Source organism: Methylobacterium sp. Leaf118 (assembly GCF_920984675.1).
Taxonomy (GTDB): Bacteria; Pseudomonadota; Alphaproteobacteria; order Rhizobiales; family Beijerinckiaceae; genus Methylobacterium.
This window is the reverse complement of the sequence record NZ_CAKLBV010000035.1, coordinates 19,723-41,063: the sequence shown is the minus strand read 5'-3', so window position 1 is coordinate 41,063 and position 21,341 is coordinate 19,723. Positions and strand designations below refer to the sequence as shown.

The 21,341-nt window shown below is 67.4% G+C and carries 13 protein-coding genes and 2 pseudogenes; 5 read left to right on the top strand and 10 right to left on the bottom strand.

Translation table 11 applies throughout. From position 1 onward, the window contains the following. Positions 1–2: 2 nt before the first annotated feature. Entirely contained in the window at positions 3–872 is an 870-nt protein-coding gene (locus LW587_RS15220) for a branched-chain amino acid ABC transporter permease (protein WP_232630436.1), read from the bottom strand. Positions 873–993: 121 nt separating this feature from the next. Further along, a complete protein-coding gene (locus LW587_RS15215) occupies positions 994–2,184 on the bottom strand; it encodes an ABC transporter substrate-binding protein (protein WP_232630435.1) in 1,191 nt (396 codons plus the stop codon). 227 nt (positions 2,185–2,411) lie between these two features. Between LW587_RS15215 and LW587_RS15210 the strand changes: the two genes are divergently transcribed. Then, on the top strand, positions 2,412–2,822 hold the full coding sequence (locus tag LW587_RS15210; RefSeq protein ID WP_232630434.1) for a nuclear transport factor 2 family protein: 411 nt from the start codon (positions 2,412–2,414) through the stop codon (positions 2,820–2,822). A 137-nt stretch (positions 2,823–2,959) separates the two neighbouring features. Here the strand turns inward: LW587_RS15210 and LW587_RS15205 are convergent, their stop codons facing one another. Next, positions 2,960–3,661, bottom strand: a complete 702-nt coding sequence (locus LW587_RS15205; protein ID WP_232630433.1) for a GntR family transcriptional regulator — start codon at positions 3,659–3,661, stop codon at positions 2,960–2,962. 419 nt (positions 3,662–4,080) lie between these two features. On the opposite strand from LW587_RS15205, the gene LW587_RS15200 reads away from it, so the two are divergent. Then, the gene (locus LW587_RS15200; protein ID WP_232630432.1) at positions 4,081–4,827 is read left to right on the top strand and encodes a 3-deoxy-manno-octulosonate cytidylyltransferase; all 747 of its coding nucleotides are present in this window, start codon (positions 4,081–4,083) and stop codon (positions 4,825–4,827) included. On the opposite strand, the gene LW587_RS15195 is transcribed toward LW587_RS15200, so the two are convergent. After that, complete coding sequence (locus LW587_RS15195; protein WP_232630431.1) at positions 4,820–5,497, bottom strand: HAD family hydrolase; 678 nt, start codon at positions 5,495–5,497, stop codon at positions 4,820–4,822. The two genes, LW587_RS15200 and LW587_RS15195, sit on opposite strands and share 8 nt — an antisense overlap. Positions 5,498–5,499: 2 nt before the next feature. Continuing rightward, complete coding sequence (locus tag LW587_RS15190) at positions 5,500–7,071, bottom strand: hypothetical protein (RefSeq protein ID WP_232630430.1); 1,572 nt, start codon at positions 7,069–7,071, stop codon at positions 5,500–5,502. Positions 7,072–7,533: 462 nt separating this feature from the next. Between LW587_RS15190 and LW587_RS15185 the strand changes: the two are divergent. After that, a pseudogene (locus tag LW587_RS15185) lies at positions 7,534–7,820 on the top strand (IS21 family transposase); the annotation flags it as partial. Between the two features lie 616 nt (positions 7,821–8,436). On the opposite strand, the gene LW587_RS15180 reads toward LW587_RS15185, so the two are convergent. Further along, positions 8,437–9,507, bottom strand: a complete 1,071-nt coding sequence (locus tag LW587_RS15180; protein WP_232630429.1) for a helix-turn-helix domain-containing protein — start codon at positions 9,505–9,507, stop codon at positions 8,437–8,439. Between the two features lie 391 nt (positions 9,508–9,898). Between LW587_RS15180 and LW587_RS15175 the strand changes: the two genes are divergently transcribed. Together LW587_RS15175 and LW587_RS15170 are read left to right on the top strand one after the other, a co-directional pair. Beyond that, a complete protein-coding gene (locus LW587_RS15175) occupies positions 9,899–15,508 on the top strand; it encodes an autotransporter-associated beta strand repeat-containing protein (RefSeq protein ID WP_232630428.1) in 5,610 nt (1,869 codons plus the stop codon). Positions 15,509–15,610: 102 nt separating this feature from the next. Further along, positions 15,611–16,597: a calcium-binding protein gene (locus LW587_RS15170; protein WP_232630427.1), complete on the top strand. Its 987-nt coding sequence runs from the start codon at positions 15,611–15,613 to the stop codon at positions 16,595–16,597. Positions 16,598–16,958: 361 nt separating this feature from the next. Here the strand turns inward: LW587_RS15170 and LW587_RS15165 are convergent. The 4 genes and pseudogenes from LW587_RS15165 to LW587_RS15150 form a co-directional block, all read right to left on the bottom strand. Further along, a pseudogene (locus LW587_RS15165) lies at positions 16,959–17,258 on the bottom strand (transposase); the annotation flags it as partial. A 254-nt stretch (positions 17,259–17,512) separates the two neighbouring features. Beyond that, positions 17,513–18,565 carry an acyltransferase family protein gene (locus tag LW587_RS15160; RefSeq protein ID WP_232630426.1) on the bottom strand — a complete coding sequence of 351 codons (1,053 nt, stop codon included), beginning with the start codon at positions 18,563–18,565 and terminating at the stop codon, positions 17,513–17,515. A gap of 4 nt (positions 18,566–18,569) precedes the next feature. Further along, entirely contained in the window at positions 18,570–19,742 is a 1,173-nt protein-coding gene (locus LW587_RS15155; RefSeq protein ID WP_232630425.1) for an acyltransferase family protein, read from the bottom strand. Beyond that, the gene (locus tag LW587_RS15150; RefSeq protein WP_232630424.1) at positions 19,742–21,079 is read right to left on the bottom strand and encodes an O-antigen ligase family protein; all 1,338 of its coding nucleotides are present in this window, start codon (positions 21,077–21,079) and stop codon (positions 19,742–19,744) included. The genes LW587_RS15155 and LW587_RS15150 overlap by 1 nt, the downstream gene beginning before the upstream one ends. Positions 21,080–21,341 lie beyond the last annotated feature (262 nt).

The following is a 21,341-nucleotide window of genomic DNA, read 5'->3' as shown; positions in this document are numbered from 1 at the left end:
TCTCAGACCTTGTTGACGGCGGCGCGGCCGAGCAGGCCGTTCGGGCGGAGCGCCAGCGCCAGGATGATGACCGAGAAGACGACGATCTGGGTCGCCCCGGAGCCGAGCGTGGCGGTGACGCCGGCCTCCACGAGACCGTAGAGGAGGCCCGCCAGCACCACGCCGGTGGCCGAGCCGATCCCGCCGAGGATCGCCACCGCGAAGGCCTTGATGCCGAACAGGGCGCCCATCTCGGCCGAGACGGAGAAGAGCGGCGCGATGAGCAGGCCCGCTGCGCCCGCGAGCACCGCCGAGAGCGCGAAGGCGCAGGCCACGGTGCGGCCGACGTCGATGCCCATCAGCCGCGCGGCCTCCGCGTTCTGCGCCACCGCCAGCAGCACGCGGCCGAGTTCGGTCCCACGGAACACGGCGCGGATCGCCAGAGCCGCCGCGACGCCGACCACCGGGATCACGAGCTGGAGCGGGTAGATGCCGGCCCCCAGAACCTGGACGGGGGAAGCGACCAGGGCGGAGGGCAGGCTGCGCGGCTCCTTGCCGAAGGTGAACAGCAGGACGTTGTCGAGGATGATGCCGCCGGCCACCGTCGCCAGGAGCCACGCATCGGAGCCGCGCACGACGAAGGGGCGCACCAGCAGGCGCTCGACGGCGAGCCCGAGAAGGGCGCAGCCGGCCAGGGCCGCGGCGGCCGCCAGCGGCATCGGCCAGCCGAGCTGGACCCCGAAGGTGTAGCCCAGCACCGCCCCCAGGGTGACGGCGCTGCCCTGCGCGAAGTTCACGGTGCCGGAGACCGCGAAGGTGATGTGGAAGCCGAGCGCCACCAGCCCGTACATGCTGCCGAGGCCGAGGCCGCTGACGAGGATGCTGGTCAGCATGGCGCCGTCTCCCGCTCGCGCCCGGCCGGGCGGCTCCTGGCGCCCCTCACTTGGACACCGATCACTTGGACACCGGTCACTTGGACACCGGTCACTTGGACACCGATCAATTGGAAACTGATCACTTGGACACCGCGACGATCTCGCCGTTCCGGAAGCTCGCGAAGATGTAGTCGTCCGGCCTCAGGGCGTCGTGCCGGTCCGGCGCGAACGGCCTCTCGTAGGTCTTGATCAGGCCGGCATAGGCCGGGACCTTGTAGAAGCCGTCGCGGACCTTCGGCCCGTCGGTGGCGCCCGCCGCCTGGATCGCCAGGGCGATCAGGTGCGTGGCGTCGTAGGCGTTGGCGATGCCGACGGCGGGCGTGACGTCGGCCATGGACTTGATCGCCGGGTACTTCGCCTTGAGGGCCTCGAGCACCGCCTTCGCCTTCGGGCTGTCGTTGCCCGCGAAGGTGAAGGTCTGGACGAAATGCACCCGCGCCGCGCCGGGGCCCGCGAGCTCGTCGAAGCGCCCGCCCGCCGGCCCCCAATGGGAGATCACCGGCACGTCCCAGCCCATCCGGGCGAGGGACTTCACCACCTGGGCCGAGGGACCGACATTGCCGACCAGGAACAGCGCGTCGGCACCGGCCTCCCGCAGCCGGGACAGCTGCGGAACCATGTCGATGTCGTTGGCCTCGTATTTCTCGATGCCGGCACTCGGGAGACCCGCGGCCTTCAGCGCCGCGACGATCCCCTGCTGGTTCGACTCGCCCCAGGCGTTGTTGACGAGGATCGCGCCGGGCTTCTTCGCTCCGTAGGTCTTCACCGCGTAGGCGACGAGGGCCTCGTCCACGAGGGCATCGACCGCCGAGACCCGGAACACGTAGTTGTCGGCCGCCCCGTTGCGGGTGATGCCGGTGCCGGCCGCCCAGGGCCCGACGAAGGGCACCTTCATCTGGTTGGCGATCGGCACGATCGCCATGGAAACCGGCGTGTCGAGGCCGCCGATCAGCGCAACGACGCCGGCGCGCTGGATCAGTTCGCGGGCGGCGAGCACGCCTTTCGAGGGGTTGGCCTCGTCGTCGCGGGCGACGAGTTCCAGGGGGCGGCCGAGGACGCCGCCGGCGCGGTTGATCTCCTCGATCGCGAGGCCGATCCCGCGGGAGATCGCCTCGCCCGATTTCGCCGATTGGCCGCTGAGCGCGGTGACGAGACCGATCCGGACCGGTTCGGCGGCCCGCGCCGGTCCGAGGCTCGTGAGCCCCGCCAGCAGGGCGCCGAGGGCGAGGCGCCGCCAGAGGGATCGGGCGGCGGTGAGGCGTCGAGGCATGGCGGTCCGATCCCGTATGTGGTCGACCGACGACCGCAACAGCCGTGCCAGCCAACGCGCCGTTGATTCTGCTCGTGTTTTCCGAATCGTTCGTGGCCCAGGGACGAAGTGTGCATAAATCCTCGACAAAGTGCATACACTTTCTGCATGCAAGGTTGCCTCGGCTCCGCCATGCTCGGTCGGCGGCGCCGCGCCGGACGCACGCCGAGCCCCAGGGAGAGTCCAGCATGGACGCAAAGGAAGCGCAGGCCGCGCGCGATGCGGCGGCGGTGACGGCCTATCTGGAGGCCTCGATGGTGCCCGATCCCGAGACCGCCGCGGGCTACATGGCGCCCGGCATCAGCATCGTCTTCACCGGGGGCCGGGTGTTCCGGCATCCGCGCGAGGTCACGGCGTTCAACGCCGGCCGCTACGCCTGGGTCAAGAAGCGGATGGAGCGGCTCGACGTGGTGCAAGGGGAGGGCGTCACCACCGTCTACAGCCTCGGCACGCTCTACGGTGCCTGGCCGGACGGCACCCCGTTCGAGGGGAACCGCTACGTCGACCGTTTCACCGTGCGGGACGGCCTGATCGTGTCCATGGAGGTGTGGAACGACAGCGCCGAGCGGCTGCTCGAACGGCAGGGCGTGTCGGCCTGACCCGTCGGACACGATCCGGCGGCCGACGCCTCATACCAAATCCGGTTGATCCCTTCGGGATGGCGGATGTGGGCTTCGCTCAAACGCCGCGCGGGCTGGACTGATACGGGCTCCGCTTTGATCAAGCGGAGCCCGTATCAGCCCTCGACATAGGGGGCGAGCAGACGGATGAGGTCGCGCTCGCGCCGGGGCTCGCTGAGGATGCGGGCCCGCTCGGCCACCGCATCGAGATGGTGATCCATCAGGGCGACCGCCGCTCCGGCATCGCCCGCCACCAGCGCCGCCACGATCTCCCGGTGCTCGCTCACCGCACAGTCGGACGAGTGCGGCCGGCTGTAGAGCGAGAGGATCAGGGCGCAGCGATAGCCGAGTTCGGCGACGTAGCGGCCGAGCACCGGGCTCCCGGTCATCTCGGCGAGCAGCAGGTGGAACTCCGTGGCGAGCCGGATCGAGGCCGCCTCCGGGCCGCCGCTCGCCCGCTCCTCGCCCGCGATATGCGCTTCGAGCGCGGCCCGCTGCTCGGCGCTGAGGCCGCCCGCCAGCCGCTGGACCACGAGCCGCTCCAGGCTGATGCGCACGTCGAACGTATCGCGCGCCTCCTCCCAACTCGGGCTCGCGACCACGGCGATGCGGTTGCGGCGCAGCTCGACCAAGCCTTCGCCCGCGAGCTGGACGAGGGCTTGCCGCGCGATGGTGCGGCTGACGCTGAACCGCTCGCCGAGGGCGTCCTCGGGGAGCCGATCACCGGGGGTCAGGGCCCTCTCGACGATGGCCCTTCGGAGGGATCGGCAGATCGTTCCGACGCGGTCGGTCGGGGGGCTCGTCTCGCCCTGTCTCATCGTTGACGCACATCCTGTTGCAGGGCGCGCGCGCCCCCGGCCGAAACAGCCCATCGGCTCCGTGGACCGCGCCGCCACCGGGTCCCGCCAGATGCACGATCGGCGCCGAGGCGTCGCGGTCCCGACCGCCCCCCTCGTGTGACAGGCGGCCCGGCCTGTTGGGCCCGCGGGCGCGCAGCGCGGGCGCCGGGACCCGGTCCCTGGGCGGGACCACCGTGCCGAACCGGCGCCGGGGCAGGGGGCCGGCGCAGGGGGCCGGCGCAGGGGGCCGGCGCCCTGACGCGCGATCGGGTCCGGCAGCGCACGACCCTCGGCCCCGGCCGGCCTGAGGCCACGCTTCCGGCTGGTACCCAAGGACATTACGCTCTAGGATTTTGGGCGACGCCACCACTCAGGCGGAGCCCCATAGGAAATGTGTCATGAGGCCGACAGTCCGCGTTGTGATTCCCGCAAGGCTGCAATCGACCCGCTTGCCGCACAAGCCTCTGATCGAGATCGCCGGCGTTCCGATGATCGTGCGAACCTATGAGCAGTGCGCGAAGGTCTTCAACCGCGAGATGATTGTCGTCGCCACCGATGCGCCGGAGATCGAGGCGGCCTGCAACAATCGTGGCATCGGCACGATCATGACCAGCACGACGCACCTGACCGGGACGGATCGCGTGGCCGAAGTCGCCAGCCGCCTGCCGGCGGACGTGTACATCAACGTCCAGGGCGACGAGCCGCTGTTCGACCCCAACGATCTGCAGATCATCTACGATCACGCCCTGAATGCGCCAAACGTGATTGCCAACGGCTATTGCTCAATCCGCGACGAGGAAGAATTCACCAGCCGCATGACGCCCAAGGTGGTGTTCGATGGCCAGGGGAAGCTCTTGTACATGAGCCGCGCTCCCATTCCGGCAGGAAAAGAAGCACGGTTCCAGTTCGGATACCGACAGGTCTGCGCCTACGCCTTCCCGGCGCAAGCCCTGGATGCCTTCGCCAAGCATCCCGGAAAGACGCCGTTGGAGCAGGTCGAGGACATTGAAATCCTGCGGCTGCTCGAACTCGGCCACACGGTTCAGATGCTCGCCATGTCGGACAACTCGATCCCGGTGGACACCCCCCACGATGTCATGAAGGTCGAGGCCGCCCTGGCCAAGCACGGCCCGTCGATCACCTGAGTTCCGACAAGTCCTCGATGACATCCCAGCCGCCGGCCCGCGCCGCGGCTTCCAGGCGGGGACGGACCGTCGAGAACGCCGCCATGAAGAGGAAGTCGGCGCCCACTTCCTCGGCCGCCTGCATGTCGGCGAAGGCATCGCCGACGAACAGCATGCGCTCCCGGATCGCCGTGCCTCCCTCCGCCCGGTGCGCGAAGACACGACGAAGGTTGTCCGCCTTCGTCGTGGGGGAGCCGTAGATGTGCGTGAAATACCGCGACAGGCCGCGGGCGTTCAGCACATCGCGCATCTCCTCTTCCGCGCTCCCCGACACGATGTAGAGGGGCCGCCCGGCCTCGGCGGCACGCGCCAGAGCCCCCTGCAGATCCGGCGTCTCGGGCTGTGCCAGATAGCCGTCCCGGCACCGCCGTCCGAAATCCTCGAGGAGCGTCTCGAGGGGGATGTCGCGCATCGCGCCAAATCGGCCGTCGAGCACCGCCTGGAACAGGCGGTAGCGCGACAGGCCGAAATTGGCGCTCTGGAAGGCGGAGAAGGCCTCGATGTCGCCATCGGGGAAGCCGTGCCCCGCGAGCACCTCTCGAAACAACGTGGTCTTGAACGTGTTCGAGTCGAGGATGACACCGTCGCAATCAAAGACAACAATGTCGTAGTTCGAGAGGCGCGACGTCATGATCAGCCCGCAACCGCCAGGGCTTCGGCGTAGATCGAGCGCGTCTCCACCTCATACAGGGTCGGCGTGAGGCTCGACACGGTGACGCCCGGCTCGGATGCGAGACGATTGATCGTGGCCTGCGTCTCGATGGCGAGTTCCTGCTGGGCGATCGTCGCGTTCGGATACCCATCGAAGCCGACGAGGTACACGTTGCGCGCCGAGAGGGCACGCGCGACGCCGAAGGCCAGCGCGAGCGGGCCGATATCCGAGACGGGGCCGAGGATGCTCGCGCCGGTCGCCGGATAGGGCGCCGCCTGGAACACGGGACCGGTGATCGAGTCCGGCACCGTGTTGAGGAAGCGGGGCGGCTGGGAGACGACGAAGCTCGCCGCCGACGTCTGGTCGATGCCTTCTGGCAGCTGCAACGCGGCATGCCCGGGCAGGCAGACCAGTTCGTGTTGCCCCAACGTGCCGATCAGATCGAGATGGCGCGTGTTGGCATGGATGATGTGGGCGCCGCTCGCCTTGGCGTAGCGGCGGATGGCATCGAGATGCCGGACCACGCTCGACCCGCCGCCGACGATCAGGACCGTGTCTCCGCTCTCGGCCGACACGGAGTTCGGCTGAAGATCGGGGAAGGCGCGATCATCGAGAAGCGCGTTGCTCTGGTTCTTGAGCGCACGCACGACCGAAACAGGCGAGTACCGGTTCTTGCCGAGCCAATCCATCACGTCCTTCTGCGGCAGATTGGATGCGCCGGACAGCATGTAGGCGAGGTTTGAGCCCCACTTATAATTGCTCTGCAGGGTCTCGAACTGATCGACGATGTTCGCCACCGCATCGAAATCGACCGATGTGTCATGGGCCGACTTGTGGACCAGTAGCATTTCGGTCCGGACATTGCCGGCGCCGCGTCCCATGCCGACGAAGGTCGAGTCGAGGCCGGTCGCTCCCGCATCGACCGCCGCCAGGGCGTTCGCGTAGGCGAGACAGGTGTTGTCATGCCCGTGGAAGCCGATCGGAATGCCCGGGAACATCGCGATCGTCCGGCGGATCTGATCGGCGACCCGGGTCGGCGTGCAGCCGCCATAGCTGTCGACGACCGCGAGGACATCGATGACGTCGGCGCCTTCGAGGATGGGGCGCAACTCCCGCATGTCTTCGGAATAGGTCGAAAGGTACATCGTGTTGAAGCCCACCCGGAATCCGAGCTTCTTCAGCGCGCGCGCGAGCGCGACCCCGTGCGCGAAACCTTTCGGCGCCACGGCCATACGGACCAGATCGACCGTGCCGACCAGAGAGCCGAGCAATTCCGGAATACGCTCGGGCGTGCAATCCTTGGCGTCGAGCATGATGCCGAGCTGCTGATCCGGCCGGATCTGCTGGCGCACCCAGTCGAGGCGGGTCTTGTCGAGGTAACACCATTCGCCGCGATAGCCGGGCTGCGGATGATTGCAGTACCCTACTTCGAGCGTCGCGATTGGTAGCTTTGCGATCTCATGAAAATATGTCTTGACAAGCTCGTCGTCAAAATCCCAATTGGTATAATAGCCACCGTCGCGCAGTGTGCAGTCTAGAATCTCATAGCTCATGTTCGTCCTACCCTTGTTCTTGAAGTATTAGAGAAAGCTGAAACTCCCGCCCGAAGCGTCGCGTTCAGCATTCCGCCTCGTTATGATCGAAGGTCTTGACTGCACGGCTTGCAGTGGGTCCTCGGTTTCCGACGGTGGTAGAGTTTGTTCGGTCCGGACATCCCTCCGTCGACATCTTCTGTCGCATAAAAACGTCCGCCATATGGCGCGATGCCATACCGCAGGATGGTGCGAAGCCATACCTCAGAAGGACCACTTTTCAAGGGGCGTGCCAGAACCGCCGCGCACGGGCCCTCGACGGCGACCGCATCGACGCCTGGCCTGCTGCCGGTTTGGTGGACACCGTCCTAAGAGCGTGCAGGGCGGTGACAAAACCATCCACTGGAGCGTCGGCGGGGTGCTGATGCGGCCGGTGTAAAAGCCGGCCAGGTGCGAGGCTTCTCTTTCGGGAGGGGCCCCGGGGTGCTTGCCGTGGAAGTCTACGCGGCGGTTCGGCAGTTCGTATTCAACGATGGCAACTCCCGTCGTGAGGCAGTCCGGGTGTTCGGGCTGAGCCGCGAGACGATGGCCAAGCTGTGCCGGTTCTCGTTGCCGCTGGGCTACACCCGCACCAGGCCGATCGAGAAGCCGAAGCTGGGGCCCTTGCTGCCGGCGATCGATGCGATCCTGGAGGCGGACCGGATCGCCCCATCAAGCAACGGCACACGGCCAAGCGGATCTTCGCGCGTCTGCGCGACGAGCACGGCTATCGGATCGCCGATGCGGCGGCGCTCGCGGCCTACGCGGCAGAGCCTGCGCCCCCACCGGAGGCGCACCTGTTCGCGGCAGCCCGATGCGAAGCCACGTGGCAGCTGGCTGCAGAAAGTCGGGCGATCCGCCCGGCGGTCAATCTCGTCCGCATTCACGCGGTGGTGGCAGGGCTGAACTCGCGCAAATGGATGAACCCGACGCACTCCGGGCCCGAACGCGAATCGATGGATCGGCGCGAGCGTCCCATTTCCGCTGAAGAGCTCGGCCGATGACGATCGCGAAGGCGTTTTACGCCGGGCTTGCGGCGTGACGGTGGCTGAGAGCTTCGCCGCCAGCCTTGCTCAGGACGGGGCTGCCGTTCGCGCCGGGCCTCGCCTGTCCTGGAGCAGCGGGCAGGACGAGGGGCAGGTCAACCGCCTCAAGCTGCTGCAGACCATAACATAGTTCCTGATCCACCGGATGGGGTTAGGTCAAGTTGCGATTGACTGAAAGAACCGGCCCCACTCGATTGCCGGTCGCTGCGCAGGATCATGTTGACTGGTATCTTCAAGTTGTCGTCGATCACTTTGGTATAACCATGCCAACTCAAATTTTCGCGTTGCTGCCTGCTTCCGATCATCGACCGTTTGCGTCGAGGCCAAGCAGCCAACGGTTGAGCATCCAGAACGATGCATCGCCGGAGCGCGGCTCGTCATGCGCCGAGATGAAGCCTGATTGCGCAACCGCCCGAACGTCGCTGGGCGTCATTTTGTAGAGGCTGCGGAAGGCGCGGCTGAAGGCGGTGCTCTGTGCGAAGCCGACCTGCCGCGCGATCGCGCTGATCTGCTCGTCAACGTGCGAAGGGTTGGTGAGGAGCTGATAGGCGTGCATCAAGCGCCGTTGTTGAATGTACGCCCGGATGCCGCCGAGTGGCTCGAACAACCGGTATACCGAGGCGCGCGAGAGGCCGAACTGCTTGGCGAGCGACACCGGCCCCAGTTCAACGTCGCTGAGGCGACTGTCGATCGCCCGACGAATCAATTGGAGTGTTGAGAGCGGCTCGGTCGAGGGTGCGATCTCGCGCGACGCGAGCGATGGCCCGAGGCAGGCGGCCAGAAGCGCTGCGGTCCCCTGTACGACTGCGGACTGCTCCGCGACGCCGATATTTGGGGCCTCGGCGTGCAGCATCAGCATGTGGGACTTTAGCAATGCGTTGCGGGACTCACCGTTCCGGATGATCAGGCCATGGAGCTTCTCCATGTCGATGACCATCGGCGCGATCATGTCGCGCTGCACGGTCAGCGCGAGGTTGGCGTAGGGCTCTGCGCGGATGACGCATTCGCGTCGCAGGTCGATCGCCACGACATCGCCGGAGTGTATCTCGGAGCAGATGCCCTCCGCGTCGAGGACGTATCCACCCTCGAGATAGACCTGTACCATGATGTTCTCGATGCCACTCCTCGCGATGACCGATCGCGAGCGTTCGAACGCGCAGCCCGACGAGGTCGTCCGCGTGATCGCCAGGCCGGGTAGGAAATAGCCCGTCGTGTCCATGCCGAAGGCGGCGGCCTCCGCGGCTGAGAGCGGGGCGATCTCGAACATCGGCGATACAGCCGCCCGCCACATCTCGAACTCGTTGGGCGCCCCGCGCGTAACCTTCAGGCTGAAACGGGCCGGCGATCCGGCTTTCGGGCTTGGATCGGACATCGCTTACCCGGTTCGCATTGTCGTCGTGAGGGCCCGTTGCCCCATTGTGCGATACGTCCCAGCCGTCTGGTTGGCTAGCCAAGCAATGAGCTGGCCGGAGGTCAAGCGGACACCCTGAGCGCAAGGTGGTCGCGATCAGGACGCCGCAGATCGAAAGCTCTGTGAGTCATCATGCATCTTGTGCAAGGCGTCTCAGATTGTGAACCGTCCGTCTCAATTTCAGCGATCGGGCGAGCCGCTCCGTTGACCGCGCGGAGAATACATTTTTAGCAATATTCGCGCGTTGGTTTGTGCGCCAACGAATGGGTGATCGTGGAAGGCGCACCGACGCGGGCGATGGCCCGTGTCGACGGCCACAGAGCTTGCCCCGCCAATGAATAGGGTCGGGTGTATGTCTGCGACGATTCTGAATCCCAACGCTCCGATCACGACGGTCGAAGGGCTGAACCAGGCGCTGGCGCTGGCCGCGCAGCAGACCAGCGGCGCGTTCCAGATCACGCTCGCCGCCAACGCCAATATCGCGCTGACGAGCGCGCTGCCGGCGATCAACCTGCAAGCCGGCGTGACGCTCGAGATCCTCGGCAATGGCGCGACGCTGAACGGGCAAAGCCCCGTTGGCGCTTCCTATAACCAGCGCGGCCTGTTCGTTTATTCCGGCGACGTCACCATCTCGGACCTGACGATCGCCAACACGGTCGCGCAGGGCGGCTCGGGCGGCCCCGGGGGCGGGGGAGGCGGCGCGGGCCTTGGCGGCGGCCTGTTCGTCGCCGCGAACACGGCCGGCGGCGTTTCGGCCGCCCATGTCACGATCGACAACGTCGATTTCGTCGGAACCAGCGCCATCGGCGGCGCAGGCGGCTTTTCGGGCGCCAGCGGCGGCGGCGGGCTCGCCGGCGCGGCTGGTCTCCTCAACGACGGCGCGGATTCGCGCACCGACCCCGCCGCTGCTCCGGTCGCGGTTCCCTACGGCTCCGGCGGCAACGGCAGCTCGGGCGTCGCCGGGACCGGCGGCGGCGTCGGCGGTCAGGCCAGCGCGGATCACGTCACCGGCGGCGTCGGTGGCTATGGCGGCGGCGGCGGCGGCGGCCGCTCGGGGCTGTACACCGCGGGCAACGGCGGCGACGGCGGGTTCGGCGGCGGCGGCGGCGGTGGCGGAACCACCCTCACCAATTTCCGCGCCTTGGGCGGCAACGGCGGGTTCGGCGGCGGCGGCGGCTATGGCGGCCCTGGCGGACAGGGCGGCTTCGGCGCCGGAGACGGCGATTACGCTCTCGCCGCAGCCGGCGGCGGCCTTGGCGCGGGCGGCGCCGTGTTCGTGCAGGAGGGCGCGACGCTGGTCGTGCGCGGCGGCTCGCTCGCCGGCGGCGTTGTGCAGGGCGGCTACGGGGCACTCGGCCTCGGCAGCGGAATTTTCATCCAGGGCGACACGGCGATCACGCTCGCCCCCGACGCGGGCGACACGCTGACCCTCTCCGGCGTCGTCGCCGACCAGACTGGGTCGGGCGGGACGGGCGCGGAAGCCGGCGCGGGCTCGCTCCATCTGACGGGCGCGGGCACGGTCGTGCTGTCGGCCGCCAACACGTTTTCAGGCGGGATCGCGTTCGACGCCGGCACGCTCGAACTCGGGCAGAACAGCTCGGCCGGTTCGGGCGCGATCACCTTCGGCGACGGTGTTCAGGTCCTGCAGCTCAATCAGTCGGCGTTCAGCCTGGGCTCGCATGCGACCTTCGGGAACACCCTGGCGGATTTCGGCTTCGGCGACGTGATCGACCTCGCCGGGCTGTCCTATTCGGCGTCCGCCACGGCGACGGTCTCGAACGGCGTTCTGGTCGTCACGAGCGGGCAGTTCAGCGAGACCTTCACGCTGTTCAACGCCCTGACCGGGCCGCTGACGGTGCAGAGCGACGGCGCTGGCGGCGTCGAGGTCGTCAACGGCGTCGTCTCGACGATCACGGGCATGGCTGACAGCACGAGCGTCGAACGAGGCTCGACCTCGTACACTCCTTTCTCGACGGTCGTCATCGGCGAGGAGAACGCCAGCGCGCCGACGCATCATGTGACGATCACGATCGGCGATCCGAATGCGGGGCTCGCGGACGGCGACGGGTTCAGCGGGCTTTCGGCCAAGACGATCGTCGACGGACACGCGGTCTACACCCTGCAGGGGACGGCCGCCGCGGTGACCGCCGAGCTTCAGGCGCTGCGTCTGCTTGCGGGCCCCGGAACGCCCGGCCAACCTTCCGCGACGACGCTGACGATCACCGACCAGACCGCGACGAGCCTGACGCCCGTGAACGCCGACACGCACGTGGTCATCGGCACTGACTATGCGGGCGTGTCGGACGCCGCGACGCTGTCCACGATCATCACGGGCATCAACCAGTCCTCGGCCGCCTCGGGCGGCGGCGGCGTGCACTATTCCATCACGCTCGCGGCGGGCGCGACGCTGACCGAGACCGCCGATCTCGCCGCCATCAAGCTCTCCGGCGCCGACACGCTGACGATCCATGGCGCCGGCGCGACCTTGAACGGCGCCGACGCGTTCCGCGGCCTGACGGTCACGTCCGGTGGCGTCACGATCGAGAACCTGACGCTCGCCGACATGCTCGCCAAGGGCGCCGACGGCGTGTTCGGCGGCGGCGGCGACGCGGGTCTCGGCGGCGGCCTGTTCGTGGGGGCGGACGCCGACGTCGTCACGCGGAACGTCGCGTTTTCCGGCAACAGCGCGGTCGGCGGAAATGGACACTTCGGTCCCGGGGTCACTCCCCTGACCTTGAGCGAATATCAAGCGGCCCACCCAGACATCGACGTGCTGGGGCTGATCGCCTCGGCAACGAAAGAAAATGGGACCTATTCGATCGACGGAAGCCTCGATTTTGTCAGGTCCATACGGTCATTACTGCCCACAACCGCGGAGCAATATTTTGCAACCGGCGGTCAAATGTTTGGCTTAAATTACTCTGCCCTCCCTGGATACGACCGGCTCATTGCGGAGTGTCGAATTAAGGACAAGGCATTGGCGGATTCTCTTGAGGCCGTAATCGGTCTCTCCCCGACCGCCGCGTCGTTCGGGGATCTCCTTTTGCCAGGTGAGGCCGGGTTCGGCCTCGGCGGCGCCAGCGGCATCATTGGCGGAGCCGGCGGTTTCGGAGGCGGCGGCGGCTCCATCGGTTTTACTCTGGGCTTCGGCAACAGCTTCGATTTCTTGGCATTCGGAGGGCTAGGCGGCTACGGCGCCGGCAGCGGCGGCGTGAGCAACTTTACGAACCAGCTCTTAGCCATCGTCGAACACGCCATGAAAGCCGCGAATCCCGGCAGCTCCATCGACCTCGGCATATCCGACGGCATCGGCGGCGGCGGCGGCGGTCTCGGGGCCGGCGGCGACGTCTTCGTGCAGCAGGGCGGGACGCTGACCATCGCCGGCGGGACGCTCGCCGGAGGGACGGCGACGGGAGGACATGGCGGCAGCCGCGGCGGCGATGGCCAGGGCCAGGGCGGCTCGATCTTCCTGCGGGAGGGGACGACGATCACGCTGGGCGGCGGCCAGGCCGCCGATGAGGTGACGACGATTTCGGGCGATATCGCCGCAGAACGTGCGCTGACCTCGAGCAATGATCCCTTCGGGATCTTCGAAGTCACCCTCAACGCGCTCAAATCGATCCTTCCCGACGTTCCGGTAAACCTTCTCAAGCTCGCTCTCGGCATTCCCGAGGGGCCCGTCGTCGAACCAGGCGCGCTGCGGATCGACGGCCAGGGCACCGTCGTCCTGGCAGGCCAGAACACCTATAGCCAAGTCACGACGATCGTCTCCGGAACGCTCGAACTCGTCACCAATGCGTCGGCGGGATTCGGCGACATCAGCTTCGCCGGCTCGAACGTCGAATTGCGGCTGGACCAGGCGATCGCGGCTGGCGCGACGGTCGCGTTCCGCAACACGCTCGCCGGCATCGACGCCGGCGACACCATCGACCTCCAGTGGATGACCTATTCGCCTTCGGTGACGTGGTCGGTCGACGGATCGACCCTTGCGGTGACCGACGGCGCCACCACCGAAACATTCTCGCTGGGACGTTCGACGGGCGTCTCTTTCAGCGTCGTTGCGGACACCGACGGCAGCACGCTGCTGACGGTGCTCACCGCGACGAACGACGAGACCGGGGGGACCGGAGGAACCGGCTTTCCCGGCTTTCCGGGCCTGCCAAGCTTTCCGAGTTTGCCAAGCTTTCCGGACTTGCCGGGCTTTCCGGGTTGGACGGGCGAGACGGGCGCGACCTACATCAAACTTGCAGCCGATGAGATCCGCGCATTCGGCGCCGACCAGACCGAAGGTGAGACGACGGTCGTCTCCAAGCACATTTCTGACCAAGCATGGGCCCAAGTCCAGAATTTGGGCCTGTCCACCCTCCCGGATTTCTACATCACGACCTTCGCGGGCGGACCCGGTTCCCACCTCGCCCCCGGCGGCGTTTCGATCCAGGGCCTCGGCTCGGTCGTCCTGACCGGCTTCGAAACCTATTTCGGCCCGACCGTGGTGATGAGCGGCACGCTGCTGGTCAACGGGACGATCCGGTTTTCGTCGATCGACGTGCAGAACGGCGCGACGTTCGGCGGCCTCGGCTCGGCGGCCTTCGTGACGGTCGACGCGGGTGGAACCCTGTCGCCCGGCAACGGCTACGGAACGCTGACGATGGCGGGGCTCGCGCTCGCGTCCGGCGCGATCGTCACGCAAGAGATCGGCGCGAGCAGCTACGACCAGACGGTCGTGACGGGCGCGGGATATGGGACCGGTCCGGGCGCCGGCGTCGTAACGCTGGGCGGCGCCACGCTCCAGCTCGTCCTGGCGTCCGACGCCCCGACGGAGCTCGGCCATACGTTCAAGATCATCGACAACCGGGGACCGGCGGCGATCTCCGGCACGTTCGCGGGTCTCGCCGAGGGCTCGAGCTTCACCAATGACGGGACGCACTATTTCAGGATCTCGTACCGTGGCGGGGATGGCAACGACGTCACGCTGACGAACGTCGCCGCCGGCTCCGGCGGTGGACCCGCCACGATCGGGACAGGGCCGGGCGACATCGTGCTTGCGGCCAACGAGATCCGGGTCTTCGGCGCCGGCCAGACGGCGGGACAACGCACCACGATCTCAGGCGTCATTTCCGACCCCGCATCCGCGACGATCCTCTACGATCCCAAATACGCAGAGGGTTTCGCCCACGTGGCGCAGCACGAGCCAAACGCCTTTCCGCTCTACTTGTCCTACGTTGGAATCCCGTTTGCCGGGGTTTCGATCGAGGGATCCGGGACGGTCAACCTGGCAGGCGCCAACCTCTACGTCGGCGCCACCACGGTGACGAGCGGCACGCTGCTGGTCGACGGTTCGCTCGCGTACTCGGCCGTCGACGTGAAGGCCGGCGCGACGCTCGGCGGGCGCGGATCGATCGGCAGTGCGCTCGTCGAGGCCGGCGGCGTCCTGTCGCCGGGCGACGGCGCCGCCGGCCAGTCCACCTTCATCATGCTGAACGTCATGACTGGCGCGCATTTCAAGGAGGAGATCGGCGGATCGGCGGCCGGCAGCGGCTACGATCAGACGGTCGTGCTCGACCACGGATTTGTCTCGATCGACGGCGCGACGCTGGGCCTCAGCCTGATCAACGGATTCACGCCGACGGCCGGCCAGAGCTTCACGATCGTCGACAATCGCAGCGCGAGCGCCGTCTATGGCACGTTTGCGGGCCTCGCCGAAGGCGCCACGACGACGCTCGGCAGCCAGACCCTGAAGATCTCCTATGTGGGCGGTGACGGCAACGACGTGGTTCTGACAGCGGTCGCACAGGGACCGACGTCGATCTCGCTCTCCCACGCGGCGGTCAACGAGAACGCGAGGAACGGCGCGGTTGTTGGCGCGCTCCTGGCGGTCGGCGGGGGCAACGCCGCCTTCACCTACATGCTGATGGACGACGACGGCGGTCGCTTCAAGCTCGGCGGTGTTCGCCACGATTAGATCATCGTCGCTGATGGGCTCTCACTCGACTACGAGCAGCGTCAGACCGAAACGATCCGTGTCAACGTCGTCGACGGAGCGGGCCACGCGTTCGAACAGGACGTGGTCATCACGATCGGCGACATGAACCCCGAGACCGTGATCGGCGACGCGCGTGACAATACGATCTACGGCGGCGGGGGCGCCGACAGGCTCGATGGCGGCGCTGGCGCGGACCATCTCGATGGGGGCGCCGGAAACGACGTGTATCTCGTCGACAATGTCGGCGATCAAGTGACCGAGGCGATCGGCGGTGGGCGGGACACCATCGCCACGGCAGTGAGCTACACCCTCGCTGCCGGCCAGGGAGTCGAGGAATTGCGGGTCGCCTGGATCGCGGGGGATCGCGCGGTCAGCCTGACCGGCAATGAGTTCGCGCAGATCCTTAAGGGCAATGGTGGTGTCAACGTGCTCGATGGCGGGGCAGGCGCAGATCGGCTCGATGGCGGAGCCGGTGCCGACCTCCTGACCGGTGGCATCGGCAGCGACACCTATATCGTCGACAATGCGGGCGACCAGATCATCGAGGCCAAAGGTGGAGGTTGGGACTCGGTCGCGGTTTCTGTGAGCTACACCCTCGCCGCCGGCCAAGAGATCGAGGAATTGCGGGTTCTCTCGTCAGCCGGCGACGGGGCGATCACCCTGATCGGCAACGCGCTCAACCAGACGCTGATCGGCCATAACGGGACCAACGTTCTGAACGGCGGCTGGGGCAACGATGTGCTGACGGGCCGGGGCGGCGCCGATACCTTCGTCTTCGCCAACTGGCCGGGGACGGGCAACATCGACCACATCACCGATTTCGCATCCGAGGACACGATCCAGTTGTCGAAGAGCATCTTCACGACCCTCGCGACGGGGGAACTCGACGCGACGGCGTTCAAAAACATCAGCATCAGCTCAGTCGATGCGAACGATCGCATTCTCTACAAGCAGACAACTGGCGAACTGTTTTACGACGCCGACGGCTCCGGCAGTAGCCTGAAAGTGAAGATTGCAGTCCTCGATAACAAGACTGCGCTCACGGAAGCTGATTTTTTTGTCGTGTAATGCGAGATCAAACACGAAAAAGCCCCGCTCCGATTTCTGAAGCGGGCTAAATCTGCCGAGCCGTTCGGAAGGGATCGCAAGCTCAACGAGCGAGTGGGACGGTTCGTCCCGTGAGCGTCATACCGTTTTCGCTTGATCAGCTCGGCCGAGTTTGCTGCGGCCAACACGGGAAGAGTGTGTTGTCACGCAGGATGCCGGACTCGGCTTCGAGGTCTCGGCAGCGTTGCTCCATGCGCAACTAGAGCCGTGCCCGATCACGTTGAAACGTGAGCACGGCTCTCAGTCTTTGTTGTGTCGCGCTCTCTTCAGCCGAACCGGGTTCCACTTCGGCGGAGAGCGCTCTAATACCAATTCTCATTGATCAGCACGCATGTGCCCAGTCTCGGTGTCCGATGGACATGATGCGCCAGGGTCGGTCGATGAGGATGTCCCAGGCGTCGCAGCAGTGATCGAGGATGTCGGGGTAGGATTTGAAGATGCGGTTGCCGAGCCAGTTGTCGCGCAGGAACTGCCAGAGGTTCTCGACCGGGTTGAGGTCGGGGGAGCGGGCCGGCAGCGGCAGCCGCGTGATGTTGGCGGGCACCGCGCGTTTCTTCGTCGTGTGCCAGCGGGCCTGGGCGGGATCGCGCGCGCCCTTGGCCAAGGCGCGCAGGCCCTCGGCGTCGAAGTCCGGCCGCAGCAGCACAGGAGCAGCCATGACATCCTCCTCAGGCTCCAAACCCGAAGACAGAATCACCCCTCGGTCGCCGAGGCTACCCCGAGAGTTCCGATCGAAGAGGGTTGGTATAAAGTCGTCATACCAAATCCGGTTGATCCCTTCGGGATGGCGGATTTGGTATGAGAAATTCCAAACACAGAGAGGTTGAACATCGTCCTACGATAATTCAAAGATTGGTCGCCGGAACGGCGGGCAAGTCAACCCGCACGTGCTGAAGCCATGCGACGCAGCAAAGGCTGCTCGACGCACTGATACAGAGCCACAGCCGACACCGTGACCGCGCACAGCCCGGCGACAGCGAACACGAGGCTCGCCCCGGCCGATGGGCCTAGGCCGGCCCTGAGGGCGAACTGGGTGCAGGCCGACAGCACGATCCCGTGTGACAGGTAGAGGGCATAGGACGCGTCGCCGAGCAGGAGGAGCGGCGGCAGCGTCGGCATGCGGCCTCGCCGCTCGAGCGAGAGCGCGCCGCCGACGATCGCGCAGGCGGGAAGGCCGGCCGTCAGGAACCGCGGCGCCTCGGGGGCGACCGCCAGGGCGAGGGCGAGTGTTCCGAGCCCGAGGCTGGCCCAGGCGTAGGGCGCGGGCAGGGACCTGCCGCCACCGATGAACGCGCCCAGAGCGAGGCCCAGTCCGAATTCGAGCATGATGCTCGAACCGTAGAGAGCGGCCGCCGCGCTGTCGGCGGGAGCCTGAGCGCCAGCGAGGACGATCAGGGCCAGCACCGTCAGGGTCGCAGGAATCCGCAGGCCTTCCCGCAGTAAGAGCGTGAGCCCGAAAACGGCGTAGAACACCATCTCGCAGTTCAGGGTCCAGCCCGGAACCAGCGCCGGAACCGGCGTGCCGAGGACCGGGTGCTGGACGGGCAAGAACAGGTACGAGCCCAAAATGTGAAGACCGTCGAACCGGCCACTCTGCACGGCCGCCGGCACGGCGACCAGGGTGAGGACGACGAGGGTCGTGAGGATGTAGTAGAGCGGCACGATCCGCAGGATGCGGCGCCGGTAGAACGCCAGGGGGCCAATGGGCCGGCCGCGCGTCGTCAACCACATGACGACGCCGCTGATGACGAAGAACACGTCGACGCCGCGCTGGGTCCAGTCCGGCCATCCGCCGTCGTAGCCGAGCTTCTGGAGTGAATGGTGCATGTGATAGGCGACGACCAGCAGGGCGGCGACCGCCCGCAGGTGCTGGAGCGACAGCCAAAGGGACGGCGCCGGTTCGCTGTGTACGGCGGCGGCGGGCGGCATCGGGTCAGGCCCTCTCCCGGCCGGCCAAGAAGGTGGGCCGCGTCGCGCCGCGCAGGATCAGGCGGCGGGCCGGCTCCTCCAGCCGCAGGTGAAGCAGCGTGGAGGCCGCGAGGGTGAGGGCGCAGGCCAGCGCGATGACGGTCCAGGGATGCGCACGGAGCGCGCCGTCGGCGGCGATGCGGTCGAGCGCCTGGATCGCCGCCGAGGCCGGAACGTGCAGGAGGTAGCCCGCGAACGAGATCTTGCCGAGGAAGACCAGCGGCCGCCACGTGAGCGGCCCCCTGCGGATCGCCGCCGCCGACAGGATCAGGGGCGCAGCGACGAGGGCGGTCAGTCCGTTGTGCATCAAGGGTTCGGGGATCGACGGCGCGGCGGCCACGAGCCCGAGCGCCATGCCCGCTGCGAGGGCAAGGAGCACGAGCGGAGCCACCGCCCAGCGCTGCCACACCGCGTAGAGCAGAATTCCGAACAGGAATTCCGGCAGCCGCAGCAGCGGATTGAACTTGATGAACTGCGCAAGGAGCACGGCGTCCGGGCCGGCCGGCTCAGGGGCGAGGAGCGAGGCGCCCGCGGCCCGTGCGTCCCATGCGAAGCTCGCGGCCACGCCCATGGCGCACCACGCGACGAGCAGGACGAGGGCGCCTCGGCCGGGCCGGCGCAGCAGCGGCGGCAACAGGAGCGGGAACAGGGCGTAGAACGTCAACTCCGCGGAGACAGACCAGGCTGGGCAGTTCAGCGCGCAGGCCGCGCCCGGCAGCCATGCCTGGAGCCCGAGCGGCGTGAGCAGCCCGGATGCCGCCATCAGAGGCGGGACGGGGGCGAGTTTGGCCAAATGCGCCGCGAAGAACGGCAACGCGAGGCCGATGGAGACGAGGTAGAGCGGAACGATCCGGGCGATCCGGGCGCGGTAGAAGGCGTGCCTCGCATCCGGCCGGTCGAACCCGAAAGATCGGTAATTGTGCGTCAGGATGAATCCCGAGAGCACGAAGAAGAACGTGACCGCGCCGTAGGCCGCCCAACCGATCGACGGCGCCGGCCCGGCCGAGTGCAGGACGTTCTGGTAGTGATACGCGACGACGCCCGCCGCGGCGGGGAACCGCAGGGTGGTCAGGGCATCGAGGCGCGCGACCGGGGGATGCAGCGATCCCGGGCTCCGGTTCGGTTCGGCCGCGCGCATCACGGCTGCCTCGGCGATCCGCCAGGAACCGGCCCGGCGAGCACGATCTCGCCCGTCCGCGCGCCTGCGCTGCAGGCCGCGAAGGCGAGAATCCATTGCAGGAGATGGATGTCGGGCCGGGGCAGCGAGGACTCGTCGTAGTTGATGATCGCGATGGTCGTCAGGACGATCACGGCCCAGCCGGCCGTGGCCCAGCGTCCCGCCCCCCAGGCGCGGGCGACGACCCACAGCGTTGTCAGGCCGAGCACCGCCACCAGCAGCAGGCCGGGCAGGCCAAGTTCGAGCTGAAGTTCCAGATATCCGCTATGGGCGCTCGGCGTCACCCAGCCGATCGCCGCCCAGACGTTGCGTGCCGTGGGCGTTTCGGGAAGCCAGAACGCCGAGTAGCCGTGCCCCAGTACGGAGCCGTCCGCGATGGCCCGGCGAACGGCGGCCCAAATCTCGGTACGCCCCGTCAGCGAGGAATCCTTGCCGAGCAGTTCGAACAGGTCGACCGGTACGACCCAGACGATCCAGAGCGCGAGGACGGCGGCCATCAGTCCCGTCATGAGGGCGAACACGGCGAGGGCGCTGGCATCGATGAGGAGCAGGATCACGGCCGTAATGACGGCCACGGCGCCGCAGAGCAGGAACGACGTTGTCGCCTGCGCGAGGATGCAAGTGCCGGCCGCGATGGCGAGGCAGACGAGGTCGGTCACCACGACCCTGCGGCGGTGCAGCACGAGGCCGCTGAGCGCCACCGTGCCGACGACCATCGCGTCGCCGAGGCTGTTCTTCTGTGAGAAGACGCCGCGCACCGCGCCGGCATAGCCGCCGACATCGAACCCCGAGGACGGAACAATCGCCGCCATGGCGAGGCTGGCGAAGGCCACGACCCCCGTGACTATCACGTGCAGGCGGCAGATTAGGAGGGTTCCGAGGACGGCATGGGCGTAGACGGCGAACATCATCAGCGTCGCCAGCGTCAGCGAACGCCGCAGGGACGCCTCCGGCGCCTGCGACCAGAGGCTGGACGCCGCGGCGAGCAGCAACAGCAGCAGGAACGGCCGAACATCGGCGAGGGCGGCCGTGCAGATCAGCCGGTGGCGGGTCACGAAGGCGAGGCCGAGGAGCAGCACCATCGCTTGGTTGAGCGTCGCCATGCCGTCGACGGTCGGTTCGGCGTCGCCGCCCGTGCTGTTGAGACCGACATGCACGCCAAGATAGACCAAGAGCCCGAACGCTGCGTAGGCGACTTCCGAAAAGGGTACGCCCGCGAGCGACGGCGCGCCCGCTCCGGAGGGGCCTCCCAAGCCACCGCGCCCCTGCCGATCGATCGCGGAGGCCCTGTCCTTCATGGTCGATCCGTTCGTCGCACGCCGCCCGCATCATCGGGGCATCGCCTGAAGAAAGAGTGTCGTGGGAACGGGCCGGTACCGTGGCACGCGTTCTGCGCGCGCCGCCGCGAGACGGGATCGACCGACCCCCAATCCGTAAGCGGATTCTTAGCGCGTCCTAAGCTAGGGGTTCGATCGAAGTCGACGCGTCGTCGGCAGCCTCACGGGCATCCGAGATGTGTCGACCTCGCCGCGCGCGTCCCGGCCCACCCTCGTCAAAGCC

Coding starts and splice junctions, on each gene's coding strand:
- LW587_RS15220 (WP_232630436.1), bottom strand. CDS start 872: ATGCTGACCAGCATCCTCGTCAGCGGCCTCGGCCTCGGCAGCATGTAC.
- LW587_RS15215 (WP_232630435.1), bottom strand. CDS start 2,184: ATGCCTCGACGCCTCACCGCCGCCCGATCCCTCTGGCGGCGCCTCGCC.
- LW587_RS15210 (WP_232630434.1), top strand. CDS start 2,412: ATGGACGCAAAGGAAGCGCAGGCCGCGCGCGATGCGGCGGCGGTGACG.
- LW587_RS15205 (WP_232630433.1), bottom strand. CDS start 3,661: ATGAGACAGGGCGAGACGAGCCCCCCGACCGACCGCGTCGGAACGATC.
- LW587_RS15200 (WP_232630432.1), top strand. CDS start 4,081: ATGAGGCCGACAGTCCGCGTTGTGATTCCCGCAAGGCTGCAATCGACC.
- LW587_RS15195 (WP_232630431.1), bottom strand. CDS start 5,497: ATGACGTCGCGCCTCTCGAACTACGACATTGTTGTCTTTGATTGCGAC.
- LW587_RS15190 (WP_232630430.1), bottom strand. CDS start 7,071: ATGAGCTATGAGATTCTAGACTGCACACTGCGCGACGGTGGCTATTAT.
- LW587_RS15180 (WP_232630429.1), bottom strand. CDS start 9,507: ATGTCCGATCCAAGCCCGAAAGCCGGATCGCCGGCCCGTTTCAGCCTG.
- LW587_RS15175 (WP_232630428.1), top strand. CDS start 9,899: ATGTCTGCGACGATTCTGAATCCCAACGCTCCGATCACGACGGTCGAA.
- LW587_RS15160 (WP_232630426.1), bottom strand. CDS start 18,565: ATGCCGCCCGCCGCCGCCGTACACAGCGAACCGGCGCCGTCCCTTTGG.
- LW587_RS15155 (WP_232630425.1), bottom strand. CDS start 19,742: ATGCGCGCGGCCGAACCGAACCGGAGCCCGGGATCGCTGCATCCCCCG.
- LW587_RS15150 (WP_232630424.1), bottom strand. CDS start 21,079: ATGAAGGACAGGGCCTCCGCGATCGATCGGCAGGGGCGCGGTGGCTTG.